At 72.4% G+C, this 25,757-nt stretch carries 30 protein-coding genes; 21 read left to right on the top strand and 9 right to left on the bottom strand.

Annotation, left to right across the window (positions count from 1 at the left end; translation table 11 throughout):
- Window positions 1–3 precede the first annotated feature (3 nt).
- Genes IE258_RS37350 through IE258_RS37330 form a run of 5 tightly spaced genes read left to right on the top strand, consistent with a single transcriptional unit; the run spans window position 4 to window position 4,501 of the window.
- On the top strand, window positions 4–546 hold the full coding sequence (locus tag IE258_RS37350) for an RNA polymerase sigma factor (RefSeq protein ID WP_127895416.1): 543 nt from the start codon (window positions 4–6) through the stop codon (window positions 544–546).
- Window positions 543–1,406, top strand: a complete 864-nt coding sequence (locus tag IE258_RS37345) for a cupin domain-containing protein (protein ID WP_189750248.1) — start codon at window positions 543–545, stop codon at window positions 1,404–1,406. Before IE258_RS37350 ends, IE258_RS37345 begins: the two co-directional genes overlap by 4 nt.
- A gap of 52 nt (window positions 1,407–1,458) precedes the next feature.
- On the top strand, window positions 1,459–2,319 hold the full coding sequence (locus IE258_RS37340) for an ABC transporter ATP-binding protein (RefSeq protein WP_189750271.1): 861 nt from the start codon (window positions 1,459–1,461) through the stop codon (window positions 2,317–2,319).
- Window positions 2,316–3,836: an ABC transporter permease gene (locus tag IE258_RS37335; RefSeq protein ID WP_189750247.1), complete on the top strand. Its 1,521-nt coding sequence runs from the start codon at window positions 2,316–2,318 to the stop codon at window positions 3,834–3,836. Before IE258_RS37340 ends, IE258_RS37335 begins: the two co-directional genes overlap by 4 nt.
- Window positions 3,837–3,850: 14 nt before the next feature.
- The gene (locus IE258_RS37330; protein WP_229892671.1) at window positions 3,851–4,501 is read left to right on the top strand and encodes an ABC transporter; all 651 of its coding nucleotides are present in this window, start codon (window positions 3,851–3,853) and stop codon (window positions 4,499–4,501) included.
- 47 nt (window positions 4,502–4,548) lie between these two features.
- On the opposite strand, the gene mshD is transcribed toward IE258_RS37330, so the two are convergent.
- Window positions 4,549–5,478 carry a mycothiol synthase gene (mshD, locus tag IE258_RS37325; RefSeq protein ID WP_189750246.1) on the bottom strand — a complete coding sequence of 310 codons (930 nt, stop codon included), beginning with the start codon at window positions 5,476–5,478 and terminating at the stop codon, window positions 4,549–4,551.
- Window positions 5,479–5,674: 196 nt separating this feature from the next.
- Between mshD and IE258_RS37320 the strand changes: the two genes are divergently transcribed.
- The 3 genes from IE258_RS37320 to IE258_RS37310 all read left to right on the top strand — a co-directional run bounded on the left by IE258_RS37320 (window position 5,675) and on the right by IE258_RS37310 (window position 8,288).
- Window positions 5,675–7,519 carry a bifunctional metallophosphatase/5'-nucleotidase gene (locus tag IE258_RS37320; protein WP_189750245.1) on the top strand — a complete coding sequence of 615 codons (1,845 nt, stop codon included), beginning with the start codon at window positions 5,675–5,677 and terminating at the stop codon, window positions 7,517–7,519.
- An 86-nt stretch (window positions 7,520–7,605) separates the two neighbouring features.
- Window positions 7,606–7,893, top strand: a complete 288-nt coding sequence (locus IE258_RS37315) for a hypothetical protein (protein ID WP_189750244.1) — start codon at window positions 7,606–7,608, stop codon at window positions 7,891–7,893.
- Window positions 7,890–8,288, top strand: coding sequence for a PIN domain-containing protein (locus tag IE258_RS37310; protein WP_189750243.1), 399 nt, complete (start codon window positions 7,890–7,892; stop codon window positions 8,286–8,288). Before IE258_RS37315 ends, IE258_RS37310 begins: the two co-directional genes overlap by 4 nt.
- Before the next feature lie 6 nt (window positions 8,289–8,294).
- Here IE258_RS37310 and IE258_RS37305 read toward each other — a convergent pair whose 3' ends face one another.
- On the bottom strand, window positions 8,295–8,678 hold the full coding sequence (locus IE258_RS37305) for a winged helix-turn-helix transcriptional regulator (RefSeq protein WP_109035081.1): 384 nt from the start codon (window positions 8,676–8,678) through the stop codon (window positions 8,295–8,297).
- Between the two features lie 105 nt (window positions 8,679–8,783).
- Here IE258_RS37305 and IE258_RS37300 point away from each other — a divergent pair, with 105 nt between their 5' ends.
- Window positions 8,784–9,185, top strand: coding sequence for a RidA family protein (locus IE258_RS37300; RefSeq protein WP_127895308.1), 402 nt, complete (start codon window positions 8,784–8,786; stop codon window positions 9,183–9,185).
- Here the strand turns inward: IE258_RS37300 and IE258_RS37295 are convergent.
- The 5 genes from IE258_RS37295 to glnR form a co-directional block, all read right to left on the bottom strand.
- On the bottom strand, window positions 9,160–10,638 hold the full coding sequence (locus IE258_RS37295; RefSeq protein WP_159328942.1) for a sensor histidine kinase: 1,479 nt from the start codon (window positions 10,636–10,638) through the stop codon (window positions 9,160–9,162). The genes IE258_RS37300 and IE258_RS37295 overlap by 26 nt on opposite strands.
- Window positions 10,635–11,375 (bottom strand): response regulator transcription factor, encoded by a 741-nt coding sequence (locus IE258_RS37290; protein ID WP_123625093.1) that lies wholly within the window; start codon window positions 11,373–11,375, stop codon window positions 10,635–10,637. The genes IE258_RS37295 and IE258_RS37290 overlap by 4 nt, the downstream gene beginning before the upstream one ends.
- A gap of 121 nt (window positions 11,376–11,496) precedes the next feature.
- Window positions 11,497–12,564 (bottom strand): S1C family serine protease, encoded by a 1,068-nt coding sequence (locus IE258_RS37285; RefSeq protein WP_189750242.1) that lies wholly within the window; start codon window positions 12,562–12,564, stop codon window positions 11,497–11,499.
- A 100-nt stretch (window positions 12,565–12,664) separates the two neighbouring features.
- On the bottom strand, window positions 12,665–13,687 hold the full coding sequence (locus IE258_RS37280; RefSeq protein WP_087808575.1) for a LacI family DNA-binding transcriptional regulator: 1,023 nt from the start codon (window positions 13,685–13,687) through the stop codon (window positions 12,665–12,667).
- A gap of 42 nt (window positions 13,688–13,729) precedes the next feature.
- Window positions 13,730–14,506: a two-component system response regulator GlnR gene (glnR, locus tag IE258_RS37275; RefSeq protein ID WP_189750241.1), complete on the bottom strand. Its 777-nt coding sequence runs from the start codon at window positions 14,504–14,506 to the stop codon at window positions 13,730–13,732.
- Between the two features lie 218 nt (window positions 14,507–14,724).
- On the opposite strand from glnR, the gene IE258_RS37270 reads away from it, so the two are divergent.
- The 7 genes from IE258_RS37270 (at window position 14,725) to IE258_RS37240 (ending at window position 19,972) form a co-directional block, all read left to right on the top strand.
- On the top strand, window positions 14,725–15,585 hold the full coding sequence (locus IE258_RS37270) for an alpha/beta hydrolase (protein ID WP_189750240.1): 861 nt from the start codon (window positions 14,725–14,727) through the stop codon (window positions 15,583–15,585).
- 36 nt (window positions 15,586–15,621) lie between these two features.
- Complete coding sequence (locus tag IE258_RS37265) at window positions 15,622–15,876, top strand: MoaD/ThiS family protein (protein WP_159328938.1); 255 nt, start codon at window positions 15,622–15,624, stop codon at window positions 15,874–15,876.
- 3 nt (window positions 15,877–15,879) lie between these two features.
- Window positions 15,880–17,088 (top strand): hypothetical protein, encoded by a 1,209-nt coding sequence (locus IE258_RS37260; RefSeq protein WP_189750239.1) that lies wholly within the window; start codon window positions 15,880–15,882, stop codon window positions 17,086–17,088.
- Between the two features lie 156 nt (window positions 17,089–17,244).
- Window positions 17,245–17,982 carry an LmeA family phospholipid-binding protein gene (locus IE258_RS37255; protein WP_189750238.1) on the top strand — a complete coding sequence of 246 codons (738 nt, stop codon included), beginning with the start codon at window positions 17,245–17,247 and terminating at the stop codon, window positions 17,980–17,982.
- A gap of 443 nt (window positions 17,983–18,425) precedes the next feature.
- Window positions 18,426–19,271, top strand: coding sequence for a sulfurtransferase (locus IE258_RS37250; protein WP_087808581.1), 846 nt, complete (start codon window positions 18,426–18,428; stop codon window positions 19,269–19,271).
- A gap of 33 nt (window positions 19,272–19,304) precedes the next feature.
- Window positions 19,305–19,592 carry a DUF1416 domain-containing protein gene (locus tag IE258_RS37245; protein ID WP_159328934.1) on the top strand — a complete coding sequence of 96 codons (288 nt, stop codon included), beginning with the start codon at window positions 19,305–19,307 and terminating at the stop codon, window positions 19,590–19,592.
- Between the two features lie 122 nt (window positions 19,593–19,714).
- The gene (locus IE258_RS37240) at window positions 19,715–19,972 is read left to right on the top strand and encodes a DUF3099 domain-containing protein (protein WP_016326801.1); all 258 of its coding nucleotides are present in this window, start codon (window positions 19,715–19,717) and stop codon (window positions 19,970–19,972) included.
- Between the two features lie 28 nt (window positions 19,973–20,000).
- On the opposite strand, the gene IE258_RS37235 is transcribed toward IE258_RS37240, so the two are convergent.
- Window positions 20,001–20,633 carry a TetR family transcriptional regulator gene (locus IE258_RS37235; RefSeq protein ID WP_189750237.1) on the bottom strand — a complete coding sequence of 211 codons (633 nt, stop codon included), beginning with the start codon at window positions 20,631–20,633 and terminating at the stop codon, window positions 20,001–20,003.
- 93 nt (window positions 20,634–20,726) lie between these two features.
- Here IE258_RS37235 and IE258_RS37230 point away from each other — a divergent pair, with 93 nt between their 5' ends.
- Together IE258_RS37230 and IE258_RS37225 are read left to right on the top strand one after the other, a co-directional pair.
- Window positions 20,727–21,521, top strand: a complete 795-nt coding sequence (locus IE258_RS37230; protein ID WP_189750269.1) for an SDR family NAD(P)-dependent oxidoreductase — start codon at window positions 20,727–20,729, stop codon at window positions 21,519–21,521.
- Between the two features lie 84 nt (window positions 21,522–21,605).
- Window positions 21,606–22,370 (top strand): glucose 1-dehydrogenase, encoded by a 765-nt coding sequence (locus IE258_RS37225; protein ID WP_189750236.1) that lies wholly within the window; start codon window positions 21,606–21,608, stop codon window positions 22,368–22,370.
- 15 nt (window positions 22,371–22,385) lie between these two features.
- On the opposite strand, the gene IE258_RS37220 is transcribed toward IE258_RS37225, so the two are convergent.
- A complete protein-coding gene (locus tag IE258_RS37220) occupies window positions 22,386–22,748 on the bottom strand; it encodes a DsrE family protein (protein WP_052842954.1) in 363 nt (120 codons plus the stop codon).
- A gap of 137 nt (window positions 22,749–22,885) precedes the next feature.
- Between IE258_RS37220 and IE258_RS37215 the strand changes: the two genes are divergently transcribed.
- The 3 genes from IE258_RS37215 (at window position 22,886) to IE258_RS37205 (ending at window position 25,562) form a co-directional block, all read left to right on the top strand.
- Window positions 22,886–23,644, top strand: a complete 759-nt coding sequence (locus IE258_RS37215) for a hypothetical protein (RefSeq protein WP_189750235.1) — start codon at window positions 22,886–22,888, stop codon at window positions 23,642–23,644.
- 257 nt (window positions 23,645–23,901) lie between these two features.
- Entirely contained in the window at window positions 23,902–24,699 is a 798-nt protein-coding gene (locus tag IE258_RS37210) for a hypothetical protein (protein WP_229892668.1), read from the top strand.
- Entirely contained in the window at window positions 24,696–25,562 is an 867-nt protein-coding gene (locus tag IE258_RS37205; RefSeq protein ID WP_189750234.1) for a hypothetical protein, read from the top strand. The genes IE258_RS37210 and IE258_RS37205 overlap by 4 nt, the downstream gene beginning before the upstream one ends.
- Window positions 25,563–25,757: the final 195 nt, after the last annotated feature.

Below are 25,757 nucleotides of genomic sequence, written 5' to 3'. Positions count from 1 at the left end.
GATGTGAGCGAAACGAGAAGCGACGGGGAGCTGCTGCGGGCCGTCGCGGCCGATGCCGACCGCCGCGCCTTCGAGGAGCTGTACCGCCGGTACGCACCCTGGCTGACCGCCCGCATGCGCAGCCGCTGCGCCGACGCCGCCGTGGTCGACGACGTCGTGCAGGAGACCTTCCTCGCGGTGTGGCGCGGCAGCGCGCGCTACCGGGAGGAAGGGGACGTGGCGGGGTGGCTGTGGCGGATCGGATCGCGGCGGCTGATCGACGTGCTGCGCGGTGAGGGTGCGCGCGGACGGCTGCGGCAGGCGCTGGCGCGGCTGCGGCACCGGGACGAGGTCTCGGCGGAGGAGCGCGTCCTCGCCGGGGTCGAGCACGGAGACCTCGCCGGCGCGCTCGTACGGCTCTCGCCGGAGCTGCGCGCGGTGCTCCAGGCCACCGTCGTCGACGGGCTGACCACCCGTGAGGCGGCCGTCCTGCTCGGCATCCCGCCGGGCACGGTCAAGACGCGGGCGATGCGGGCCCGCCGGCAGTTGCGGGAGGCGCTGGCATGAGAATCGAGGAAAACCGTCCCCGGGACGCCTGGCACGTGGACGAGGACGACCTGCGGGCCTACGCCCGCGGAGAGCTGGCGGCGCCCGCCCTCTGGTCCGCCGACGCCCATCTGACCTCCTGCGCCACCTGCCGGGGCGTCCTCGCCGAGGTGAGCGACGTCGCCGCGCTGGACGCGGGGTGGGCCCGGCTCGACGCCGAGCTGGACGCCCCCCGGCCGGCCCTGCTCGAGCGCCTGCTGGTGCGGTGCGGCGTGGGCGACGGCACCGCGAGGCTGCTCGCGGCCACGCCCATACTGCGCCGGTCCTGGTTCGGCGCGCTCGCCGCCGTGCTGATCACGACCTTCCTCGTGGCCGTCGCGGCCGGTGCCGCCGGCCGGCCCACCCTGTTCCTGGTCTGCGCCCCGCTGCTGCCGCTGGTCTCCGTGGCACTCGCCTACGGGCCCGCCCTGGACCCCACGCACGAGATGGCCGTCGTATCGCCGATGCACGGCTTCCGGCTGCTGATGATCCGTACGGTCGCCGTGCTCGTGGTGGCGCTCGGGGTGGGCGGACTGGCCAGCCTCGCCCTGCCCGGGTTCGGACCGGCCGCCCTGGCCTGGCTGCTGCCCGGGCTCGCCCTCACCGCGACCGGCCTCGCGCTGACACCGCGGCTGGGTCCCGTGCTGGCACCGTCCGTGCTCGTGTGCGCCTGGGCGGCCGTGCTGCTGGCCGCGGACGCGGCCCGCGCGTCCACGGACGGCCCGCTGGCCCCGTTCACCGCGGCCGGACAGGGCGTGTCCGGGTGTGTGGCGGCGCTGGGCGCCGGGCTGCTGTTCCTGTTCCGCGACCGGTTCGACGTCTCCACGCGCGGTGTCGCGTGAGCCCCTCCTTCTTCCCGACCCTTCTCCCGTACGGAAGTGCCGTATGACCTCCATGACCCCCACCGTCTCCGCGTCCGGGCTCAGCCTCCACTACGGCCGCACCCGCGCCCTCGACGACGTGTCGCTGCGGCTGACCCCGGGCGTCACCGGGCTGCTCGGGCCCAACGGCGCCGGGAAGACGACGCTGCTGCGGGTGCTCGCCACCGCCGTGCCCGCCGACCGGGGGGCCTTCACCGTCCTCGGGCACGACCCCGCGAGTGCGCGCGGCCGGCAGGAGGTGCGGCGGCGGCTCGGCTATCTGCCGCAGACGCCCGGTTTCCACCCGGACTTCACCGCCTTCGAGTTCGTCGACTACGTGGCGATCCTCAAGGAGCTGGCGGACCGCCGGGAGCGGCACCGCGAGGTGCGGCGGGTACTGGACGAGGTCGACCTCGGGGACGTGCGCGGGCGCCGGATAAAGAAGCTGTCCGGAGGCATGCGGCAGCGGGTCGCGCTCGCCGCGGCACTGGTGGGCGACCCGGGGTTCCTGGTGCTGGACGAGCCGACCGTCGGTCTCGACCCCGAGCAGCGGATGAGGTTCAGGGAGCTGATCGCCGGAGCGGGGGAGGGGCGGACCGTGCTGCTGTCCACCCACCAGACCGAGGACGTGGCGATGCTCTGCCACCGCGTGATCGTGATGGCGGCCGGGGCGGTGCGGTTCGACGGGACTCCGGCCGAGCTGACGGCGCGGGCCGCCGGGCGGGTGTGGAACAGCACGGAGAAGGATCCCGGCGCCAAGGCAGGCTGGCGCACCGGCACCGGTTCCTTCCGGAACGTGGGCGATCCGCCCCCCGGTGCCGAGCCCGCCGAACCCACCCTGGAGGACGGCTACCTGCTCGTCCTCGACGGCGCCGACACGGAGGTGACGGCGTGAGCGCCGTACTGGTGGAGGAGTCCGCGCCCGTCCAGGCACCGCTGCGGGACCGCGGGGTGCGGGCCGTGCTCGCGCTGGCCCGCTTCGAGGCCCGCAGGCTGCTGCTGAGCATCCCCGTCCTCATCGCCTTCGCGGCGTACGTCGCGTGGATCGTCTGGCGCACCAGGACATCCTGGGACGGCAGCCCCGCCCTCCAGGACGCCGACCGCGCCACCCAGTCCATGCCGATGCTCGTCGGCCTGGCCGTCCTGCTCTACGCCAACTACGCGGTCGTCCGCTCCGAACGGCACGGCACGGAGCCGCACTTCTCGATCCTGGTCCTGCAGCCCTGGCGCCGTACGGCCGCCCACGCGCTGTCCGTCGTGCCGGCCGCCCTGCTCGCCGCCGTGTGCGTGGTCGGTCAGTTCACCTGGGAGGCACTCAAGCCGGGCGCGATCGGGCACGGTTCGCCGGCCGAGCTGGCCGTGGGGCCGCTGACGGTGCTGGTGTTCGGGGTGCTCGGGGTGCTGCTCGGCAGACTGGCGCGGCGGTGGGCGTTCGCCGCGCCGCTGCTGGTGGTCGTGCTGCTGTTCGCCTTCGTGCTCGGTACCGCGCCCGGCGACGCGAACGGGCGGTCCTGGCTGGCACCGGTCGTCTCCGAGACCGGCCCGGACACCCTGCCCTCCGACCTGCTGGGACGACCCGCCGCCTGGCACGCCCTCTACCTGGCGGGTGTCGCCCTGTGCATCGCCCTGCTCGCCGTGGTCGTCGCCGGCGGACGCAGCGCGGCCGTCCGCACGGGCCTCGCCCTCGGCCTCGCGGCGGCCGTGACGGGCGGGGTGCTCCAGGCCGGGGGCGCGACGCCGTCACCGGAGCTGACCGCGGCCCGTGAGCGCGCCTCGGCACGGCCCGAACTGACCTGCGCCGAGCACGGCGGTTCGACGTACTGCGCCTTCCCCGAGTGGGTGCCGCGCACCGATGCCTGGGCCGAGGTCGCGGACCGCGTCCAGTCCCTGGCCGGCGGCCCCGCGCACGACCGGCCACTCCTCGTACGGCAGCGCATCGACGCCCGGTACGGGCCGAGCGCCGACACGTCGATCCCGGCGTCGACCGAACCGCACCGGGTCACGGTGGGCACCGCCTGGGGCGGCAACCGGGTCCCCGAGTTCTCCAGTGCCGTCGCCGCCGTCCTCGTCGCGGGCACGGAGGCGGCGGGGAGCGAGATCTGCGACGGGCGGATGGTCACCGTCATGTGGCTCTCCCTGAGCTGGCAGGACGACCCGATGGCCGCGCTGCGCCGGGTCCGCCTGGACGACAGCGTGACGGGCTCCGCGATCGTCCTGTCCCCCACCGACCCGCTGAGCATGACGGAGGGTCAGACCGACGTCGTACGGCACCTGCTGGAGAAGCCGCCCGCCGGTGTCGGGGCGCGGGTGAAGGCGCACTGGGCCGAGCTGACCGCGCCGGGCGTCACCACCGCCCGCGCCGCCGAGCTGCTGGGCGTGGCCAAGCCGGGGAAGGCGGACTCGTGCGAGTGACGGCGGTCCGAGGCGTGACGCCGGATTTGGTCGGCCCGGTGTGGCGCACGCTTCCGTGGCGGGCGCTGGCGGCGGCGGGCATCCTGGGCCTGCTGGTCGCCGCCACCCCCCTCGTCACCGGGGGCGAACCGGCGCCCTGGCAGACGCTGTTGCTGCTGCGGGGCATCGCCCTGATCGGCGCGCTGGGCCTGGCCTTCCTGCTGGACGACCCGGCCCGGCACCTCACCGCACCCCTCCCGACCCCGAGGCCCGTGCGGCAGGCGCTGCGGGTGGCCCTGGTCACGCCCATCGCCGCCCTGTGGTGGGCAGCCGTCCTGCTGCTGACCCCTTCGGCGTCCCGGCCTCCGGTCGGCGAGGTGACCCTGGAGGCGGTGGCGGTGGGCGTCCTGGCCCTCGCCGCGGCCGCCCTGGCGGTACGGCTGACGGACGAGGCGCGTCCGGGGCCGTTCGTCGCCGCGGTCCTGCTGCTCACGGCCGTCCTCGCGCCCCTCCTCGCCCCGGAAGGGTGGGCACTGTTCGCCCAGGCCGACGACCCGCGCTGGCCGGCCGCGCACGACCGCTGGGCGGTGCTGGCGGTGGGGGCGGCTGTGGCGGGGGCGCTGTGCGGGCCCGAGCCCTTGGGGCGCGGGGCACGGCGAATACGCGGGGCAGGCGCCCCGGTGTGACTCCGGGGCGGGGGCGGCGACCTACGGTCCCGTGTCGGATCGGGCGCTCAGGTCTCCGTGCGGTACATCAGGTCCGTCTCGTGGGTGGTGAATCCGAGGCGCTCGTAGACGGCCACCGCCGCCTTGTTGTCGGCGTCCACGTACAGCATCGCCGTGGGCAGACCCTGTCCCTCCAGGTGCCGCAGGCCGATGGTGGTGAGGGCCTTGCCCAGGCCGCCGCCCTGGGTGTCGGGGCGGATGCCGAGGACGTACACCTCGCCGAGCCCCTCCTCGGCGTGCACCTTGGTCCAGTGGAAGCCGATCAGCTCGCCGTCCCGCTCGGCGAGGAAGAACCCCGCCGGGTCGAACCACGGCTCGGCCTTGCGGTCGTCGAGGTCGCGCTGGGTGAGCGAGCCCTGTTCGGGGTGGTGGGCGAAGGCGGCCGCGTTCACCGCGAGCCAGGCCGCGTCGTCCCGGCCGGGCACGAAGGTCCGCACGCCCACGCCCTCGGGCAGCCTCGGTTCCGGCAGGTCGAGGCCGGCCAACGGGCGGCGCATCTGCCGCAGTTCGCGGAAGAGGGACAGCCCCAGCACCTGCGCGAGATGCCGGGCGGCGGAGTGACCGCCGTGCGCCCAGACCCGCAGCCGCTTGCCGGAGGCGGCGAGCAGCGCGGAGCCCAGGGCCCGACCGTGCCCCTGGCCCCGGTGCGAGGGGTGGACGACCAGCTCGGCGGCCGGCGGCTCGACCGGGTCGGTGCCCTCCAGCTGTGCGTAGCCGACGAGTTCACCGTCGCCGACGGTGAGCAGAAGATGCGCGACGCCCTCCCGCGCGGGCCCGCGCAGCTGCAGCCGCCCCTGCTCGGACACGGCATGCTGCCCGTCGTTCCGGGCCGCCTCGGTGAGTAGGGCGAGGACGGCGTCGGTCTGCTCCGGCGTGAGTTCGGTGAGGGTCTCGATCGAGCGGGGGCGGCCGGGCCGCACGGTGTCGTCGCTGGTCATGCGTACGAGGGTAAGGGGCGGGCGGGGCAAAGCGGCGGCAGTGGACGGGGGCGAGGAAGAGGGCGAGGAAGGGGGTGAAGTTAAACCAGGCTGTAACCCGGAAGCCCCTGTCGCGCTACGCGCGTTGACTCTAGGCTGCTGCGCCGACGAGCCGTCGCCTCAGCGGCTCGCGCCACGCACACCCACAGGGGGGCGCATGCCAGTCACAGCACAGCCGCACCAGCCGCGTCGCAGACGCCGTACGAGCCGTCTCCTCGTCGCCGCCGCCACCGTCGTCACCGCCGGGGCGCTCGCCGCGGCGGCGCTGCCGGCCTCGGCGAGCGCGGGCGGGAACGACCGCGGGCACGGCGGCAACGGGCACGGACACGGCCATGGTCACCGCCAGGGCCGTTATCAGGACGTCCAGCTGCTCTCCTTCAACGACCTGCACGGCAACCTGGAGCCGCCCGCCGGTTCCTCCGGCCGGGTCACCGAGGTCCAGCCGGACGGCACGACGAAGACGATCGACGCGGGCGGCGTGGAGTACCTCGCCACCCACCTGCGCGAGGCGCGCAAGGGCAACCGGTACTCCATCACCGCCGCGGGCGGCGACATGGTGGGCGCCTCCCCGCTCCTCTCCGGCCTCTTCCACGACGAGCCGACGATCGAGGCGCTGAACAAGCTCGACCTGGACGTGACGAGCGTCGGCAACCACGAGTTCGACGAGGGCGCCAAGGAGCTGGCCCGCCTCCAGAACGGCGGCTGCCACCCCACCGAGGGCTGCTACACGGAGAAGGAGTTCAAGGGCGCCGACTTCCCCTACCTGGCGGCCAACGTCCTGGACGAGAAGACCGGGAAGCCCCTCCTCAAGCCCTACTGGGTGTGGAAGCAGCGGGGAGTCAAGGTCGGGTTCATCGGCGTGACCCTGGAGGGCACCCCGGACATCGTCTCGGCGGAGGGCGTGAAGGGCCTGAAGTTCAAGGACGAGGTCGAGACGATCAACAAGTACGCCAAGGAGCTGCAGCGCCAGGGCGTGAAGTCGATCGTCGCGCTCATCCACGAGGGCGGCTTCCCAGCCTCGTCCTCCTACAACTACGACTGCGACTCCCCGGGCGCGGGCGACGGCATCTCCGGTCCGATCGTCGACATCGCCAAGAACATCACCCCGCAGGTCGACGCGCTGGTCACCGGCCACACCCACAACGCGTACGTCTGCACGATCCCGGACCCGGCGGGCAACCCCCGCATGGTCACGTCGGCCTCCTCCTTCGGCCGCCTGTACACGGACACCACGCTGACCTACGACCGCCGCACGGGTGACATCGCCCGTACGTCGGTGAAGTCGGCGAACCACGTGGTGACGCGGGACGTCCCGAAGGCTCCCGACATGACTCGGCTGATCGGCAAGTGGAGCACCCTGGCCGCCCCGATCGGCAACCGCCCGATCGGCTACGTCTCCGCCGACATCAACCGCGACGGCACCGAGTCCCCACTGGGCGACCTGATCGCCGACGCGCAGTTCGCGTACGGCAAGGCGCAGGATCCGGAGACCGACCTGGCGCTGATGAACCCGGGCGGCATCCGGGCCCCGATCACCTACGCGGCCTCCGGTGCCGAGGGCGACGGCGTCGTCACCTACGCCGAGGGCTTCACGGTCCAGCCCTTCGCCAACACGGTGAACCTCAAGGACTACACGGGCGCGCAGCTGATCCAGGTCCTCAAGGAGCAGGTGAGCGGCCCGAACGAGGCGGACCCGAAGATCCTCCAGGTCTCCTCCGGCCTCACCTACACCCTGGACCTGACCAAGTCGGGCGCGGACCGCGTCGTCACGGACTCCATCCGTCTGAACGGTTCGCCCATCGACGAGAACGCCACCTACCGCGTCGCGTCCAACAGCTTCCTCGCGGGCGGCGGCGACGGCTTCACGACCCTGGGCGAGGGCACGAACGAACTCGTCGGCGCGGACGACCTGGCGGCCTTCGAGCAGTACCTGACGGCCAACTCCTCGGCGACCGCCCCGATCGCTCCGCCGGCGGCGGACCGGATCACGGTCGTGCAGTAGGCGTCGGTCGGCTGCTCCGGACACCTTCGGGTGACAGGCGTCGGCGGAAACGGTTCGCTGCTTTGTGGCGTGAGTATGGTGGGGCCATGGCAGAGAACACGACCATTCAGGTGTCGCGCCGGGCCCGCGACCACCTCGCGCAGGTCGCCAAGGAGCGGGGCATGACCCTCGGCCAGCTGGTCGAGCAGCTGGCCTCGGAGCAGCCGACGGCGGAGCAGATCGCGGAGCGGGTGGCGGCCGACCGGCAGGTCGTCCGTGATGTCGTCGGCGTCGACATCAGCGACGAGGAGTTCGACCGGGCACCCGATGTACTCGGCAACATCTACCGGATCGCCGCCGAGAAGATCCGCATGGCCCGGGGCGCCGCCGCGTGATCATTCTGGACACCGGCGCGACCCGTGCCCTCGCGGACGGCCACAAGACGCTGAACCTGCTCGCGGGGAACATGGCCCGTACGCCGGGCGACCTGCTGCGTGTCCCCGCCCTGTGTCTCATGCAGGCGGAGTCGGAGGAGGCCGGGGCGGGCGGCAGGGTCCTGGCGTTCTCGTCGGTGGTCGTCGACGACCTGGACACTGCCGGATCGGTCACCGTCGGGACCATGATCCGCGACGGCTCCGGAGGCGCCGACACCTGTCACGCGCTGTACTGCGCCCTACCCCGCGCCGAGTTCACCGGCATGTCCATCCTCCTCACGGACCGGGAGGACGCGTATCCGCCCGGTGTCGTCACTGTCGACATCGACTCGCCAGGCATGCTCGGCTACTACTGACGCCGCTCAGGCGTCGAAGCGCTCCCGCGCTCCCTCGATGTGGCCGAGGTGGCTCTGGGTCCATTCGCAGATCAGGTCGACCGTGGCGCGCAGGGCGCGGCCCGGCTCGGTGAGGGTGTACTCGACCTTCGGTGGCACGGTCGGATGCACCGTGCGGTGGACCAGGCCGTTGCGCTCCAGCATCCGCAGGTTCTGGGTGAGCATCTTGTGGCTGATGCCCTCGACCTCGCCGCGCACCTCGCTGAAGCGCAGGGTGCGCTCGCCGAGCGCCTCGATGATCAGGAGCGCCCACTTGTTGGCGACGTCCGAGAAGATCTCCCGCGCCAGGGAATCCGCGCGCCGCAGGTCCGCGTCCTCGGGCAGGCCGTTGAGCAGTTGCTTGGTCACCATCAGGTACCCCAGTCACCGAAAAGTGCGTTCTTCCAGTTCAGCCTTCACTCTCCTACGGTTCCCGAGTAACCACAAGAGAGTGGATCTGACTGAAGGGCGAGCACCATGACCACCCACGACGTCTTCCGGTTCGACGTGCCGGCCGAGGACGACTTCGGCTACTCCCAGGCGATCAGGTCGGGCGAGCTGGTCCATGTGTCCGGGCAGCTCGCGTTCGACGAGGCGGGTGAGTTCCCGGACGGCGGTGACTTCGCCGCCCAGCTCCGGCGCACCCACGCCAACATGGACCGGGTCCTGGAGCACTACGGAGCCACCCGCAACCAGATCGTGTCGCAGACCCAGTACGTGGTGGACCTGGGGGAGCACGCCGCCGCGGTGGCGCGGGGCAACCTGGCGTACTTCGGCCGGCATCGCCCGGCCAGCACGGTCCTGGGCGTGACCGAGCTGACCCTGCCCGGTCAGGTCGTCGAGATCGGCTTCGTCATCGATCTTCGGCTGCCGGCCTGAGGTCCTGCTCCGGCGGTGGCACCGGCGCCCCCGGCAGCCGGATCGTGGCGGTGGTCCCGCCGCCGTCGGCCGGGGTCAGGCTCACCGTGCCGCCCGCCTGCTGCACCGTCCGCGCCACGATGGACAGGCCCAGGCCCGAGCCGGGCAGGGCGCGGGCGCTCGGGGAGCGCCAGAAGCGGTCGAAGACGTGCGGGAGTTCGTCGGCGGAGACGCCGGGGCCGTGGTCGCGGACGGTGAGGACGCCGTCGGCGAGGCGCACGTCGACGGTGCCGCCGTCGGGGCTGAACTTCACCGCGTTGTCCAGGATGTTGACCACCGCCCGTTCCAGCGCGGCGGGTTCCGCCCGTACGTACCAGGGGTGTACGTCCGCGTTGATCGCCAGCTCCGGTCCGCGCAGGCGGGCGCGGCGCAGCGCCGACTCGACGACGTCGTGCCAGGCGAGGATGCGGGTGCGGCCCTCGTGCTGGCCGGTGTCGGGGCGGGAGAGTTCCTGGAGGTCGCCGATGAGCGCCGCCAGTTCCGTCATCTGCGCCTTGACCGAGGCGAGGAGTGCCTTGCGGTCGGCCTCCGGGATCGGGCGGCCCGTCTCCTCGCTGCGGGTGAGCAGCTCGATGTTGGTGCGCAGCGAGGTGAGCGGGGTGCGCAGTTCGTGGCCCGCGTCGGCGATGAGCTGCTGCTGGAGGTCGCGGGAGCTGGCCAGGGACGAGGTCATGCTGTTGAAGGACCGCGAGAGGCGGGCGATCTCGTCGTCGCTGTCGTCCTCGACGGGGATGCGGACGGTGAGGTCCTCGGTGCGGGCGACGTGCTCGACGGCCTCGGTGAGTTCGTCGACGGGACGCAGCCCGGTCCGCGCCACCCACAGCCCGGCGGCGCCGGCGCCGATGACTCCTACGCCGGAGACGAGGAGGAGGATCAGCGCCAGGTCGTTGAGCGTGGACTGGGTGCCCTTCAGCGGTACGGCGGCGATGAGTGCGGCGCCCGCTCTGTCCTGTGTGACCGGGTTGGTGATGGTCACCGGCAGCGTCAGCACGCGCAGCTCGGTGCCGTCCTCGGCCGTGCCGTTGCGGAAGCTGCCCTCGCGGGGCGAACCGTTGTCGATCACCTCGTGATCGGCTTCCGTCACCTTGATCTCACCCACCGAAGTGGTGAACAGGCAGACCGTCCCGCTCGCCGTGACCACCTGGGAGTAGGTCGTCCGCAGGCCGTTGACGCCTTCCCGTGGAGTCTGTGAGCAGTTGTTGAGCGCTTCCCTGGCCTGGTCACGCTGCTGCGGGTCGTTCAGCATCGTGGCCTTCTTGAGGTCGCTGTCGACCTGGTCGTACAGCCTCCCCTGGACGATGAACCAGCACGTCACCGAAACCGCCGCCACCGCGAACGCCACCGCCGCCGCCACCAGCAACGACAGTCGTGCCCGGATGGGCAGGGCTCGGACCCGGCGGGTGAGGGATGTCACTCCGCGCCGCCCTGCCGCAGGACGTAGCCGACGCCGCGGACGGTGTGGACCAGGCGCGGCTCGCCGCCCGCCTCGGTCTTGCGGCGCAGGTACATGACGTACACGTCGAGGGAGTTCGACGACGGCTCGAAGTCGAAGCCCCAGACGGCCTTCAGGATCTGCTCCCGGGTGAGGACCTGGCGCGGGTGCGCCATGAACATCTCCAGCAGCGTGAACTCCGTGCGGGTCAGCTCGACCGGGCGTCCGGCCCGGGTGACCTCCCGGGTCGCCAGGTCCATCGTCAGGTCGGCGAAGCTCAGCGTGTCGTCGTCCTCGGCCGTGGCCTCCACGGCCGCCGCGTAGGAGCTGCGGCGCAGCAGCGCGCGGATGCGGGCGAACAACTCGTCCAGCTCGAACGGCTTGACCAGGTAGTCGTCCGCCCCCGCGTCCAGGCCGGTCACCCGGTCGCCGACCGTGTCGCGGGCCGTCAGCATCAGGATGGGCGTCAGGTCACCGGCGCCGCGGATGCGGCGGGCGGCGGTCAGGCCGTCCATGCGGGGCATCTGGATGTCCAGGACGACGAGGTCGGGCCGGTAGGCCGCGGCCTTCTCCAGCGCGTCGGCGCCGTCGACGGCGACCTCGGTGTCGTACCCCTCGAAGGCGAGGCTGCGCTGGAGGGCCTCGCGGACCGCCGGCTCGTCGTCGACGATCAGGATGCGCTGGATCTCGCGGTCGCGGTCGGCGTCTGCGGGGCTCATGGGCTCGGGTCCTCGGGTGCGGTCGGATGCGGGTACGGGAGTCAACCGTGGTGTCAACGCCTTCAGCGTCGCACGTCTTCGCGCCCGCTCAGTCGCTCGTCAGGTGCTCGTCAGGTGGTCGTCAGTTGCTCGCGCCCGCCCGCAGCTCGGGCAGGTCGGCCTTGACCGTGTTGATCGGGATGGCGAAGCCCAGGCCCACGCTGCCCGCGCTCGCGGAGGACTCGGTCGCCGAGTACATCGCGGAGTTGATGCCGATGATGTTGCCGTTCATGTCGATCAGCGCGCCGCCGGAGTTGCCCGGGTTGAGGGAGGCGTCGGTCTGGATCGCCTTGTACGTCGTCGTGGACGAGCCGGTGTCGCCGTTGAACTGCTGGCCGCCGAACTCGAACGGCCACTGGCCGCCCTGCCGCTGCTGTTGCTGCTGCTGGCCCTCGTCCGTGGAGACGGTCACGTCCCGGTCGAGGGCGGAGACGATGCCGCTGGTCACGGTGCCGGTCAGGCCCTCGGGGGAGCCGATGGCGACGACCTGGTCGCCGACCCCGATGCCGTCGGAGTCGCCGAGGGTGGCGGCCTTGAGGCCGGAGGCGTTCTGCAGCTTGATCAGCGCGAGGTCCTTCTTGCTGTCGGTGCCGACGACGTCGGCGGTGTACTGCTTGCCGTCGTTCGTCGTCACCTTGACGGAGGAGGCGCCCGCGACGACGTGGTTGTTGGTGATGATCTCGCCGTCGTCGGTGATGATCACACCGGAACCGGTGGAGGACCCGGCGTTCGAGGTGGCGTTGATCTCGACGATGCTCGGGCTGACCGCCTTCGCGACGCCGGACACCGTGCCCTTCTGGCTGGACGGCACCACGTTGGTGCTGGTCGAGCTGGAGGCGACGGCGCCGCTGCCGGTCAGCTCCTGGATGCCGTACGCCGTGCCGCCGCCGACGGCCGCCGCGACGATCGCCACGGCCACCAGCAGGGCGGCGGGGCCGCGCCGCCGGGCCGGGCGCCTGCCGTGCGGTTCCGCGGGCTGCTCGGGCTGCTCGGGCCGCATGTCCGGCAGGGGCTGCGTGGGGTGGTTCCCGGGCGGCTGCGCCGGCGGGGGCGGCCACTCCGGGTTGACGGGAGAGGAGGCGTGCTGGTGGGGTCCCTGGTACGGGTTCGCGTGCTCGTACTCGCCGTTCTGGCGGAGGCTCTCGGTCATGTCCATGAGCTTCCCGCCCCCGTATGAGAGCGGCCTGAGTGCTGCCTGAGAAGCCCGGCAGAACCTCGTATGCCCGATATAAAGGCGTCGACGGAGCGACTTACGCGCAACCGCAGGACTGCCGTACCACCAGCTGCGACGGGAACACCTTCAGCCGCTCGCGGCGGGAACCCGCCACCCGCAGTCCGTCGTCCAGGACCAGGTCCACGGCGGCGCGTGCCATCGCCGACCGGTCCGAGGCGACCGTCGTCAGCGGCGGATCGGCGAGGTCCGCCTCCTTGATGTCGTCGAACCCGGCCACCGCCAGCTCGCCGGGGACGTCGATGCGCAGCTCGCGGGCCGCGCGCAGCAGACCGATCGCCTGGTCGTCTGTGGAGCAGAAGATCGCGGGCGGGCGCTGCGGCCCGGAGAGCAGCTCCAGACCCACGCGGTACGCGTCGTAGCGGTTGTACGGCGCCTCGAAGAGCCGGCCCTCGGTGGAGAGACCGGCCTCCTTCATCGCGCGCTTCCAGCCCTCGACGTGGTCGGAGACCGGGTCGCCGACGGACGGGGTCTCGGCGGTGCCGCCCATGCAGGCGACGTACGCGTAGCCGTGCTCCAGCAGGTGGCGTACGGCGAGCTGGGCGCCGCCCAGGTCGTCGGTGACGACGGCGACGTCGTCGATGGCCTCGGGGCGCTCGTGCAGCAGGACCACCCGGGCGTCCCAGGCGTCGATCTCGGCGGCGGCGTTGTCGTTCAGCGCGTGGCTGACCAGGATCAGGCCGGAGACCCGCATGCCGAGGAAGGCGCGCAGGTAGTGGACCTCGCGCTCGCCGACGTAGTCGCTGTTGCCGACGAGCACCATCTTCCCGCGCTCGGAGGCGGCCCACTCGACAGCGTGCGCCATCTCCGCGAAGAACGGCTGGCGCGCGTCCGGCACGATCAGACCTATGAGGTCCGTGCGCCGCGACGCCATCGCCTGGGCGACCCGGTCCGGGCGGTACCCCAGTTCCTTGATCGCGGCGAGGACACGCTCGCGCGTGGCCGGGGCGACCGGCCGGGGTCCGTTGTTGATGACGTAGCTGACGACGGCGGTCGAAGTCCCCGCCAGTCGCGCCACATCATCCCGAGTCACCTTGGCCACGCGCGGAGTCTACGCGGATGGACCCGCTCCGGGCAGGGCGTATCACACCTTGGATGACCTTGCGCCCGCCGCCTCACTCGCTTCGGTGTCCGCCTTTTCGGGCGCCTCGGCCTTCTCCGCCTTCTCGGCTTTCTCGCCCTTCTCGGGCTTCTCCGGCGTCACGAAGCGGTAGCCGACGTTGCGGACGGTGCCGATCAGCGACTCGTGCTCGGGGCCGAGCTTGGCGCGCAGCCGCCGCACGTGCACGTCGACCGTGCGGGTGCCGCCGAAGTAGTCGTACCCCCACACCTCCTGGAGCAGCTGCGCGCGGGTGAACACGCGGCCCGGGTGCTGGGCGAGGTACTTCAGCAGCTCGAACTCCTTGAAGGTCAGGTCCAGGACCCGGCCCTTCAGCTTCGCGGAGTACGTCGCCTCGTCCACCGACAGGTCGCCGTTGCGGATCTCCATGGGGGAGTCGTCGCCGCCGAGCTGCTGGCGGCCCGTGGCCAGCCGCAGCCGCGCCTCGACCTCCGCCGGACCCGCGGTGTCGAGCAGTACGTCGTCGATCCCCCAGTCGGCGGTGACGGCGGCGAGGCCGCCCTCGGTGACGATGAGGACCAGCGGACAGCTGAGGCCCGTGGAGCGCAGCAGCTGGCACAGGCTGCGGATCTGGGGAAGGTCGCGGCGGCCGTCGACGAGGATGACGTCGGCGCCCGGGGTGTCGACGAGGGCGGGTCCCTCGGCCGGGGCGACGCGCACGTTGTGCAGCAGCAGGCCGAGGGCGGGGAGCACCTCCGTCGACGGCTGGAGGGCGTTGGTCAGGAGCAGCAGAGAACTCATCGCGCCCCACCTGCCTGGGACGGGTTGTGGTCGTGCCCGGTTCGCTCGCCCATAACGTCTGGTTCCTCCTGGGTCCCTGCGAGGACGTTTGCGGCACTGCTTCGTACTGGTGGCGTCCGGGAGGTGAACGCCCGGCGCCCGCCCGGCATCGCTCCCGAAAGCACAAAAGGACCCGGGGGCTACGTTGCCCGAGTCCTCTGCCCAGCAGAATAGCCGACATGAGCAACCGACCGCCGGGTCATGTGGCGCGTTCCACCCGTGGTCCAGCCAATCGTCCGCATCCCGAGACGCCCCGGGGGGCGCCGCGCCGCACACCCGCGCGCACCTTCCTCCGTACGGCCGACGGGGTCTCCATCGACGCCGTGTACGAGCCGGGGCCGACCGGGCGCGACCCCTCTGACCTGGTGTTCGTCGTCGCGCACGGGTTCACGGGCGACGCCGACCGGCCGCACGTGCGGCGGATCGCGGAGGCGTTCGCGCGGCACGGTGCCGTGGTCACGTTCTCCTTCCGGGGCCACGGCGCGTCCGGCGGGCGGTCCACCGTCGGCGACCGAGAGGTGCTCGACCTGGCCGCGGCAGTCGAGTGGGCGCGCGGCTTCGGGCACGCGCGCGTGGTGACCGTCGGCTTCTCCATGGGCGGCTCGGTGGTCCTGCGGCACGCCGCGCTGTATGCCGCCGACGACGGGGCGGGCGCGGACGCCGTCGTGTCGGTCAGCTCCCCCGCCCGCTGGTACTACCGGGGCACGGCACCCATGCGCCGGCTGCACTGGCTGGTGATGCGCCCCGCCGGGCGCCTGGTGGGCCGCTACGGCCTGCGCACCCGGATCCACCACCGCGACTGGGACCCGGTGCCGCTGTCGCCGGTGGAGGCGGTGCCCCGGATCGCGCCGAGGCCGCTGCTCGTCGTGCACGGCGACCGGGACGGTTACTTCCCCCTCGACCACCCCCGGATGCTGGCCGAGGCCGCCGGTGACCACGGCGAACTCTGGCTGGAGCCCGGCATGGGGCACGCCGAGAACGCCTCCGACGAGGAACTGCTGCACCGCATCGGCGACTGGGCGGTGGCCCGGGCGGGCTAGCCTGACGTTGTTCATCGCCGACGACGAAGGAACCAGATGGCAAAGGTCACGGTGCGCTACTGGGCCGCCGCGAAGGCCGCCGCGGGGGTGGCCGAGGAGCCGTACGACGCGGCGACGCTCGCCGAGGCGCTCGACGCGGTCCGCGAGCGCCACCCCGGCGAACTCACGCGCGTGCTGCTGCGCTGCTCGTTCCTCGTCGACGGCGACCCCGCGGGCACCCGCGGGCATGAGACGGTACGGCTGGCCGACGGCGGCACGGTCGAGGTGCTCCCGCCGTTCGCAGGAGGGTGAGCGATGACCGACCAGCCGCACCAGCCGTACCAGCAGTACGGCCAGGGTCAGCAGTACGGCCAGGATCAGCGGTACGAGGGATACGACGCGCACGCGTGGCCCGGACAGGAGCCGCAGCAACCGCAGCAGTCGTACCCCTCCCACCAGTCGTACGAGGGGTACGGGGAGCAGTCCGACCCGAACGCCGGCCAGTACACGCAGCAGTGGCAGGGGCAGACCTGGGAGACGCAGGTGCAGCCGCCGGTCTCCGCGGAGGAGACGGCGTACCTGCCGCCGCACGCCCAGCCGCAGCCGTACCCCTCGCAGGGGCACGGGCAGTCGCAGGCGCAGCCGTACCAGTCCCCGCAGCAGCCGTACGCGCAGCAGCAGCCCGCGCCGTACGAGCCCCCCGCGCCCGCTCCCGCTCCCGACACCTCCGCCGATCCGGGCTACGGTCCGGCGACCGTCGCCGGGAACACGCGGATCACGGACGCGCAGCGGGCCCGCGCCGAGGGGCGTTCGCCGATCATCGACCCGGGCATGCAGCCGGCCGGGCTCACCGCGCTGCTCGGGCTGCTGCTGTCCGGCGCGGCGGCGCTCGGTACGTACGCGCTGCTCGTCCCGCTGGTCGTCCTGCAGGCGGTCACCGCGGCGGGCTGGTTCCGGCTGAACGGCATGTGGCCGGCCCGGCAGGGCATCGCGCTGGGCTTCGCGGGTGCGCTCGCCGCCGACGCGGCGCTGCTGGTGTCGGACCGCTCCCCGGCGGCGATCCTCGGCACGCTCGGGGTGTGGGTGCTGCTCTCCCTGGTCCTGCAACTGCGCTCGCACGCCGACCCCGACGAGCGCATGTACGGCCTGATGGCGACCATCGCCGCGGCGGCCCTGGCCGTCGTCGCGGGCGGGTACCTCGCCGCCGACGCGGACGCGGTGACGGTCGGCGGGATCGCGGTGGCCGTGGCCGCCGTGGCCCGTGCGCTGCCGCTGCCGACCCCGGCGTCCGTGGTCGTCGCGCTGCTCGCGGCGGCCGGGGCGGGGATCGCGGTCGGCTCGGCGACGGACTTCGGGGCGTCGGGGGCGCTGCTCGGCGCGGGGGCGGCGGTCTGCGCGCTGATCGGCCTGCGGGTGGCCGCCTACGACTACCCCTCCCGCTTCGTGCACTTCACGGCGGGCGTGGCCCTGCCCCTGGCGGCGGCGGCCCCGGCCGTGTACCTGCTGGGCCGCGCCCTGGCCTGAGCCCCGTGGCGCCCCTTGTCACGGGTGGCGGCACCCCCTGTCACAGCTGTTCGACAAAACCCGGGGGGTGCCGCCGGCCCGCGTTACGCTCGCGCTGGACGGCCGCCGGTCGTCGGGTCCGCCGCCGTCGAGCGTCCAGGGTTGGGGAAACACCGCATGCGCGCACTGCGAATACTGTTGATCGTCGTCGTGATCCTGGGCGGCCTCTTCGTGATCGCCGACCGTGTCGCCGTCAACTTCGCCGAGGACGAGGCGGCCGACAAGCTCCGCAGCACCGAGAACCTGGCCTCGACGCCGGACGTCTCCATCAACGGCTTCCCCTTCCTCACCCAGGTCGCCGGCGGTGAACTGGACGACGTGGAGGTCGGCATCGACGACTACGAGGCGTCCACCGGCAACGCGAACGAGAAGATCCGCATCGCCCACCTGCGCGCGAACATGAAGGGCGTCGAGTTCTCCGGCGACTACAGTTCCGCCACCGCGGCCACCGCCACCGGCACCGCGACCGTCGGCTACGACGAGCTGATGAAGGCCACCAAGTCCGAACCCACGGAGATCGCGCCCGGCATCGACGCCAAGGTCGTCGGCCTCTCCGACGGCGGCAACGGGAAGATCAAGGTGTCGCTGCAGGCCACGGTCCTCGGTGTCGAGGTGCCCGAGCCGGTCGAGGTGCTCAGCTCGGTCAAGGTCAAGGACGACGACGTCGAGGTCGTCGCCGACGGCCTGCCGACGATAGGCGGCAGGCAGCTCGCCGAGTCCCGGATCCGCGCCATCACCGACTTCCAGCAGACCATCGACGAGCTGCCCGGCGGCATCAAGCTCGACAAGGTCGAGGCGGCGAAGGACGGCGTCGAGATCACGGTGAAGGGTTCGAACGTCAAGCTGGCCGGGTAGGACGAAGGCCGGCGCCGCGCGGACGGTCGTCGACGGCACCCGCGTCCGACAGGCGAGACGGCGCTGTCCGTACCGCAGATGCGGTGACACCGGCGTCGTCCCGAGTGACCCACCGGGGCAGGGCGACGGGCTTCCCGATCCCGCATCTCGGACGATCCCGTCTCATCATGCGACACATCGGTGACACGGCCCGCCCTCAATCCCTACGATCGGGACCTATGAAGCGACAGGCGGACCTCACGAAGCGGCGGGCAGTGGACCTGTGCCGCGTTGCCGCCATGCTCTGTCGCACCTTCTGAGGCGGACGGCGACGTCGCCGTCCGTGTCCCCCTCATCCCTCGCCCCGCCCCGGGCTGCCCGGGGCACCCGCGCGCCGCCGCACGGCCCGAGCGCGTACCCCCTCGCACCGCACGCCCCGCCGCAACTGCCCCGGAGGAGAAAACATGAGCCGCAGCGACGTCCTGGTCGACGCCGACTGGCTGCAGGACCACCTGGACGACACCGACATCGCGATCGTCGAGGTGGACGAGGACACGTCCGCCTACGAGAAGAACCACATCAAGAACGCGATCCGGATCGACTGGACCCAGGACCTCCAGGACCCGGTCCGCCGCGACTTCGTCGACCAGGAGGGCTTCGAGAAGCTCCTGTCGGCCAAGGGCATCGCCAACGACACGCTGGTGGTCCTCTACGGCGGCAACAACAACTGGTTCGCGTCGTACGCCTACTGGTACTTCAAGCTCTACGGCCACGAGAACGTCAAGCTCCTCGACGGTGGCCGCAAGAAGTGGGAGCTGGACGCCCGCGAGCTGGTCCCCGGCGACGAGGTGCCCCAGCGCGCCGCCACCGACTACAAGGCCAAGCCGCAGAACACCGCGATCCGCGCCTTCCGCGACGACGTCGTCAAGGCGATCGGCGCGCAGAACCTGGTCGACGTCCGCTCGCCCGACGAGTTCTCCGGCAAGCTGCTCGCCCCGGCCCACCTGCCGCAGGAGCAGTCGCAGCGTCCGGGCCACGTCCCGTCCGCGCGCAACATCCCGTGGTCGAAGAACGCCAACGACGACGGCACCTTCAAGTCGGACGACGAGCTGAAGCAGCTCTACACCGACGAGCAGGTCGACCTGGCGAAGGACACCATCGCCTACTGCCGGATCGGTGAGCGCTCGGCCCTGACCTGGTTCGTCCTGCACGAGCTGCTCGGCGTGGAGAACGTCAAGAACTACGACGGCTCCTGGACCGAGTACGGCTCCCTGGTCGGCGTGCCGATCGAGCTCGGCGCCAACAAGTAAGCCCGCCCCCTCTCAACCCCTCAGGAGTACGACATGTGCGGAGCGAAGGCCGGCGGCCCCGACGCCTCGACGATCAAGCCCGGTGAGACCACCATCCAGGGTCAGGTGACCCGCGACGGCGAGCCGGTGACGGGCTACGTCCGTCTGCTGGACGCCACCGGCGAGTTCACGGCGGAGGTCCCGACCTCCGCGACGGGCCAGTTCCGCTTCTACGCGGCCGAGGGCACCTGGACCGTACGCGCACTCGTCCCGGGCGGCACCGCCGACCGCACGGTCGTCGCCCAGCACGGCGGCCTCGCGGAGGTCGCGATCGCCGTCTGACGGCAGGCAGCGCGGCGCGCACGCCGCGCGACGGCCGAAGGGGCCGCACCCACCGGGTTGGACGCCTGGAGTGCGGCCCCTTCGGCGTGTCCGGACGGAGGGTCCGGACCTACTCTGGAGGTATGTACGCGCGGCGGCGGCACGTCTACTTCGCCATGATGGGGACCTGCATCGTCCTCTTCGTCCTGGCCTGGGGAGTCGTGCGCCTCTGGTCCGTCCCGGCGGCCGTCGGACTGTGCGTGTTCACGATGCTCATCCCCCCGGTGGCCGCGATGGTCGCCAACCGGCGCGGTCCGGACGACCGCTGGTGGGACGACCCGTCGGGCGACGCCCAGTCCGACGAGTGGTGGGACGAACTGGACGGCAAGAAGCGCCACTGACGAGAAGCGCCACCGACAGGAAGCGCCCCTAAGGCGTGTCGTCCCCGGGGCCGAGGAGGCTGCGCAGGCAGCGCACCGCCAGGTCGGCGGGGGAGTCGGGGCCCTCGGTCGCGGCCTCGGTGCCGGACCAGGTCTCCAGGGCGATCCGGATGGCGTCGGTGGCCGCGGCGGCGACCAGACGCACCTCCAGCGGGTCCCGGCGGCCGTCCGCCAGCCGGGCGATCACCGGAATGAGCAGCTCCTCCGACTCCTGGTTCACGCGGTACCAGACCGCTCGCAGCGCGGGATCGTCCGCGGCGGCGCGCAGCAGACCACGCGTGCGCAGCAGCGCCTCGACGGCCTGCGGATCCGGCGTCGCCAGCGCCTGCTCCACCGCGCCGCGCAGGGCGGGACCGAGCGGGCTGCCCGGCGGCGCCTCGGCCAGCAGCGCCCGCCAGCGGTCGGCGCCGACCGTGAGCAGCGGGCCGACGGCGTCCTGCTTGGAGCGGAAGTACCGGTAGAAGGTCCGCAGCGCGACCCCCGCCCGCCGGGCGATCTCCTCCGCCGTCGTGGCCTCCGGGCCCCGGGTGGCGAAGAGCTCTGCCGCTGCGTGCGCGATGTCGAGCTGGGTGGCGGCCTTGCGGCGTTCGGTCAGCGTCGGGGGCGGTGGCTCGGTGCTCACCCGAGAAGCGTACGGCCTGCGACCGTCAGACGGCATGCCGTGACGTAATGGCAAAACGTGCCACCTAGGCGTACGGTGACGGACATGAACTACATGAACTACTCGCATCGTTACGAAGGCCGTCGCGCCCTGATCACCGGCGGCGGTTCGGGCATAGGCCAGGCCACCGTGCTGCGGCTGCTCGCGGAGGGCGGTGCCGTCGTCGCGGCGGACGTCAGCGAGCCGGGCCTGAAGGACACCGTGGACAAGGCCGGGCACCACGCGGACCGGCTCACCACGCTCGTCGTCGACATCGCCGACGAGACCTCGGTGCGCGAGGGGGTCCGTGCCGCGACGGACGCGCTGGGCGGCCTCGACGTCCTGGTCAACGCGGCCGGCATCCTGCGTTCCTCGCACACCGGGCAGACCGGCCTCGCGGACTTCACCCGGGTCCTGACGGTGAACCTCGTCGGCACCTTCCTGGTGATCCGCGAGGCGATCCCCGCGCTGCTGGAGGGCCGGGACGCGGCGGTGGTCAACTTCAGCTCGACCTCCGCCGCCTTCGCGCACCCCTACATGGCGGCCTACGCGGCGAGCAAGGGCGGTATCCAGTCCATGACCCACGCCCTGGCCGCCGAGTACGCGGGGCGCGGCATCCGCTTCACCGCCGTCCAGCCCGGCTCCATCTCATCCGGCATGACGGACGGCAGCGGGGTCAGCGGGCAGAGCGCCGGTCCCGGGCTGCCCGAGGACGCCGACATGGCCCTGTTCGCGAAGCTGTCCCCCGCACTCGGCCAGGGCTTCGCCGGCCCGGAGACGGTGGCGTCGGTCGTCGCGATGCTGGCCTCGGAGGACGGCCGGTTCATCACGGGCACCGAGGTCCGCGTCGACGGCGGCACCCACTTCTGAAGGCACCCGCCCCCAGAACCCCCAGAACCCCCAGAACCCCAGAACCCCAGAACCCCCAGAAACCCCGAAAGGAAAGCACGCACCATGCACGACCTGACCGGCAAGAACGTGATCGTCACCGGCGGCGCCCGCGGCCTCGGCGCACAAGCCGCGAGGCAGGCGGTCGCCGCCGGGGCGCACGTCCTGATCACCGACGTACTGAACGGCGAGGGCGAGAACACCGCCCGCGAACTCGGCGCCCGCGCCCGCTTCCTGCACCACGACGTGACCTCCGAGGAGGACTGGCGGCGGGTCGCCGACTTCGCCGTCACCGAGTTCGGCGCGCTGCACGGACTGGTGAACAACGCCGGGATCTCGACCGGTACGCCGCTGGAGTCGGAGTCCGTCGAGCACTTCCGCACGGTCCTCGACGTCAACCTCACCGGCGTCTTCATCGGCATGAAGACCGTGGTCCCCGCGCTGCGGGAGGCCGGCGGCGGATCGATCGTCAACATCTCGTCCGCGGCCGGCCTGATGGGCCTCGCCCTCACGGCAGGCTACGGCGCCTCCAAGTGGGGCGTACGCGGGCTCACGAAGATCGGCGCCGTGGAGTGGGGCACCGCCCGGATCCGCGTGAACTCCGTGCACCCCGGGATGACGTACACCCCGATGACCGCGGCCGTCGGCATCGAGCGCGGCGAGGGCAGGTACCCGAACACGCCCATGGGCCGGGTCGGCGAGGCCGACGAGATCGCCGGCGCGGTCGTCTTCCTGCTCTCGGACGCCGCGTCCTACGTCACCGGCGCCGAACTCGCGGTGGACGGCGGCTGGACCACCGGCCCGACCGTGGCGTACGTCATGGGGCAGTAGGCCGCGAGGCGCCCGTCAGTAGACGAGGGCCTGGGTGTCCTCGCCCAGTGCCTCCTGGACGAACACCTGCGCCCCGGCGATCCGTACGCCCTCGATGACGTCCTTCTCGGTGAGGTCGCGGCGGGCCGCGCACTGGGTGCACAGTGTCACCCGGCCGCCCGCCAGGAGCGAGTCCAGCAGGTCGGGCAGCGGCGCGGCGTGCGGAAGCTCGAACTCGGCCGCCCGCCCGGGCACCGCGAACCACGCGGACTCACCGGTCAGCCACAGCGACACGTCGACCCCACTGGCCACGGCCACCGCCGCCACCGTGAACGCCTGCGAGCAGCGCTCCGGAGCATCGGCCCCGGCCGTCACCTTGATCACGAGCTTCTTCGCCATGGCCGAATCGTAATCAACGCCGCCACAACCCAGGAGCAGGGCTGTGGGTCTCCTGTGCGCACACTTGATCGAATGCGTCACACGTTCTGTGGGGGGACGTCTTGGAAGAGGAACCGGAACCCGAGGGCGGTTCACCGGTGACCGAAGCACCTGAAGCACCCGAAGCACCCGAAGCGCCCGCGCCGCGGTCACGGCCGCGTCGGCTCGGGCGCACCGCCGCGCTCATCTGCACCGCCGCCGTGCTGGGGCTGGTCGGCGGCACCTGCACCGGCTACCTCGTGCAGGCCGACCGGGAGCCGACGAGGCTGCCGTCTCCGGTCCAGCCCCTGGCCGCGCCCGGTGCGGGCGAGGTGCCGAAGCGGCTGCCGGCCGCCCAGGACCGCAGGGTGCGGACCGACGGCGACCTGCGAGAGCTGTTGCTGAAGAAGCCGCGCGGGGCGCGGGACCCCGAGTGGCCGGAGGGCAACGACGGCTGGATGGACCTCGCCGCGTACGCCGGGACCTTTCAGCGGTCGAGCGAGCAGTTCGAGTCGTTGCTCGCCGACGAGTTCCGCCGGGCGGCCGTCGGCGGCTGGTACGTCGAAGGCTCGTACACCGTGTCCATCCGGCTGATCCAGTTCCGCCAGGAGGAGGTTCTGGTGACGGCCGAGGCCAACGAAGGGGCGCAGTACTGGGCGGACGACCTGGACGGCGAGAGCTGGCCAGTCGAGGGGACCTCGGACGGGCGGGCGTACGTCCACGCGCCGAACGGCGAGCCGGGAGAGGGGCCGACGTACACGGCGGAGGCGCATGCCCGGCGGGGCGACATCCTGGTGGAGATCTACGTCGGCGGCGAGAAGCGGATCAGCAAGAAGACGATCCTGGATCTGGCCGAGCGGCAGATGGAGCGGCTGTGAACGAGGACCGGAACGACGAGCCGGCTCCCCCGGCGCCCGCCGCTGAAACCCCTGAGCCCGAAACCCCTGAGCCCGAAACCGCAGAGCTCGAAACCCAGGGGCCTGAAACCCAGGAGCTCGAAACCCCCGAGCCCGCGCCCGCCGTGCCCGGGGCACCCGAGTCGGAGGCTGCTGATCCCGGGCCCGACGCGGCTGCCGCGGACGACGAGGTCGCGCCTGCCGGGGAACGGCCGGGACGTGGCCGGCGGATCGCCGTGATGGGGAGCGTGCTCGTGCTCGCCGCCGCCACCCTCGCAGGCGCCGGGTACACCGCCGTGACCGTGAAGGACGCCGACCGCGACCCCGGGGCCCCCGTCTGGACGCTGCCCAAGGCCGCCCCGGAGAAGAAGGCGGAGGCGTCGGCCGGGGCCACCGGTCTGGCCCGGGCCCTCGTGCCGTACCGGATCGACGGCTGGTCCCGGGGCCCCGACCTCGCGGAGTACGGCTCGGACGTCACGCTGAGCGGCGCCCAGGCCACCGCCCTGCGCAAGGAGTCGCTGATCGGCCTGCCCCGCTCCGAGCGCAAGGAGCTCGAGAGGGAGATCGACCGCCGGCACATCACGGGCATGGCGATGCGCAGCTACGCCGGCACCGGCACCTTCACCGCCGACGGGATGACCGGCGACTCCACGGTGACGATCGTGCTGTCGCGGATGGAGAACCGGTCGGCCGTCCGGGACATGGCGACACGGCAGAACGAGTTCTTCGCGGCGCTGGACGACTTCCGTGAGGGCCCGCGGATCAAGGGCCACAAGGACGCCCGCTGCTTCCGCCTGCCCGGCGACTCCGCCGAGCCCGGTGATTCGGGTGGGTCGGGTGAGTCGGGCGGTTCTGACGAGCTCGACCTCTTCGGCGCCTCCGACGACCCGCTCGACACGCTGTTCTGCGCCGCGTACCAGGGAGACGTGCTGGTCACCGTCACCGCCGACGCCATGCAGCCGTTCGACACCGAGGGCATCACCGCGCTGGTGACCGAGCAACTCGACCGCATCGCCGAGCCCGGGGAGTCCGTATGACCGAGCAGACCACTTCACCGGCGCCCTCGCTCCCCCCGATGCCGGAAACCCCGCCGGCCCCGCCGCCGCTCCCGCCCCCGGTCGCGGCTCCCGGAAAGGGAGACCGCCGCGTGCTGCGCGCCGTACTGCGCTGGACCGCGGCCGTCGCCGTGTTCGCGGCCGTCGGGTCGGCGACGGCGTACGGCGTCACCCGCATGGAGCGCACGGACGTACCCGGTCTGGCGACCGAGTCGGACGGGCGGTGGGACTACCCGGAGCTCACCGCCGCGCCGCTGCCGTCCGGCAGCCCCGGACCGTTCGCCGAGGAGAACAAGGCGGGCGCCCACTACGCCGACCTGCGCGACCTCGTCCTGCCGGCGCCCGAGGGCGCGAAGGAGGACGAGGCGCTGCGCGGGAACGACGGGTGGCTGGCGACGGACGTCTTCCTCAAGGAGTACCGGGACGTGGCGGACCGGGACGGGCTGCGGCCGATGCTCGTCGACGAGGGGCTGCGGCACATCGCCGCCCGCGGCTGGACCACGCCGGACGGCACCCACACGCGGATCTACCTGCTGCACTTCGACACCGCGGCGGTCGTCGACGACCTGCAGTCCCGCCACATGGCGCCGTTCGTCGGCCCGTCCTACAAAGTGAGGGGGACGGACGAGTCCTACTCCGACGAGGCATACCCGACGAAGGCACAGCTCGACGACCTCACGTACTCCTTCTACGTGGAACCCGAGCCGTACGGTGCCGAACAGGTGCGGCAGGCATACTTCGGTGCCGGCGACGTGCTGGCCGTCGTCCTGCAGAGCCGCAAGGGCGGCGCCCGGGCGGTGCCCTTCCAGCAGACCGTCCTCCTGCAGAGCCGGCTGCTGCACTGATCCGCACGGCGGACCTCGCACTGAGGGCCGGGCCCCGGCCGCGTAAGCTGGGGCCCGGCCCTGTCGTATGCCCCCCGCTCAAGGAGCACCCCGTGGAGATCTTCTTCGAAGCCCTGCTGGTCCTGGTCTGCGTCGGCGTTCTCGCCTTCGCCGGTCTGACCGTGAAGAAGCTGTACCAGGGCCAGCGCTGATCAC

Source organism: Streptomyces tendae (genome assembly GCF_014650435.1).
GTDB lineage: Bacteria > Actinomycetota > Actinomycetes > Streptomycetales > Streptomycetaceae > Streptomyces > Streptomyces tendae.
Note: the sequence above shows the minus strand (reverse complement) of the source record. Positions and strands in the feature narration are given on the sequence as shown.

Bases quoted from the DNA above. Each gene is read 5' to 3' on its own strand.
- IE258_RS37345 (WP_189750248.1), top strand. From the start codon at position 543: ATGAGAATCGAGGAAAACCGTCCCCGGGACGCCTGGCACGTGGACGAG.
- IE258_RS37340 (WP_189750271.1), top strand. From the start codon at position 1,459: ATGACCCCCACCGTCTCCGCGTCCGGGCTCAGCCTCCACTACGGCCGC.
- mshD (WP_189750246.1), bottom strand. From the start codon at position 5,478: ATGACCAGCGACGACACCGTGCGGCCCGGCCGCCCCCGCTCGATCGAG.
- IE258_RS37320 (WP_189750245.1), top strand. From the start codon at position 5,675: ATGCCAGTCACAGCACAGCCGCACCAGCCGCGTCGCAGACGCCGTACG.
- IE258_RS37315 (WP_189750244.1), top strand. From the start codon at position 7,606: ATGGCAGAGAACACGACCATTCAGGTGTCGCGCCGGGCCCGCGACCAC.
- IE258_RS37305 (WP_109035081.1), bottom strand. From the start codon at position 8,678: ATGGTGACCAAGCAACTGCTCAACGGCCTGCCCGAGGACGCGGACCTG.
- IE258_RS37300 (WP_127895308.1), top strand. From the start codon at position 8,784: ATGACCACCCACGACGTCTTCCGGTTCGACGTGCCGGCCGAGGACGAC.
- IE258_RS37290 (WP_123625093.1), bottom strand. From the start codon at position 11,375: ATGAGCCCCGCAGACGCCGACCGCGACCGCGAGATCCAGCGCATCCTG.
- IE258_RS37285 (WP_189750242.1), bottom strand. From the start codon at position 12,564: ATGACCGAGAGCCTCCGCCAGAACGGCGAGTACGAGCACGCGAACCCG.
- glnR (WP_189750241.1), bottom strand. From the start codon at position 14,506: ATGAGTTCTCTGCTGCTCCTGACCAACGCCCTCCAGCCGTCGACGGAG.
- IE258_RS37270 (WP_189750240.1), top strand. From the start codon at position 14,725: ATGAGCAACCGACCGCCGGGTCATGTGGCGCGTTCCACCCGTGGTCCA.
- IE258_RS37265 (WP_159328938.1), top strand. From the start codon at position 15,622: ATGGCAAAGGTCACGGTGCGCTACTGGGCCGCCGCGAAGGCCGCCGCG.
- IE258_RS37260 (WP_189750239.1), top strand. From the start codon at position 15,880: ATGACCGACCAGCCGCACCAGCCGTACCAGCAGTACGGCCAGGGTCAG.
- IE258_RS37255 (WP_189750238.1), top strand. From the start codon at position 17,245: ATGCGCGCACTGCGAATACTGTTGATCGTCGTCGTGATCCTGGGCGGC.
- IE258_RS37250 (WP_087808581.1), top strand. From the start codon at position 18,426: ATGAGCCGCAGCGACGTCCTGGTCGACGCCGACTGGCTGCAGGACCAC.
- IE258_RS37245 (WP_159328934.1), top strand. From the start codon at position 19,305: ATGTGCGGAGCGAAGGCCGGCGGCCCCGACGCCTCGACGATCAAGCCC.
- IE258_RS37240 (WP_016326801.1), top strand. From the start codon at position 19,715: ATGTACGCGCGGCGGCGGCACGTCTACTTCGCCATGATGGGGACCTGC.
- IE258_RS37230 (WP_189750269.1), top strand. From the start codon at position 20,727: ATGAACTACTCGCATCGTTACGAAGGCCGTCGCGCCCTGATCACCGGC.
- IE258_RS37225 (WP_189750236.1), top strand. From the start codon at position 21,606: ATGCACGACCTGACCGGCAAGAACGTGATCGTCACCGGCGGCGCCCGC.
- IE258_RS37220 (WP_052842954.1), bottom strand. From the start codon at position 22,748: ATGGCGAAGAAGCTCGTGATCAAGGTGACGGCCGGGGCCGATGCTCCG.
- IE258_RS37210 (WP_229892668.1), top strand. From the start codon at position 23,902: ATGGGGAGCGTGCTCGTGCTCGCCGCCGCCACCCTCGCAGGCGCCGGG.
- IE258_RS37205 (WP_189750234.1), top strand. From the start codon at position 24,696: ATGACCGAGCAGACCACTTCACCGGCGCCCTCGCTCCCCCCGATGCCG.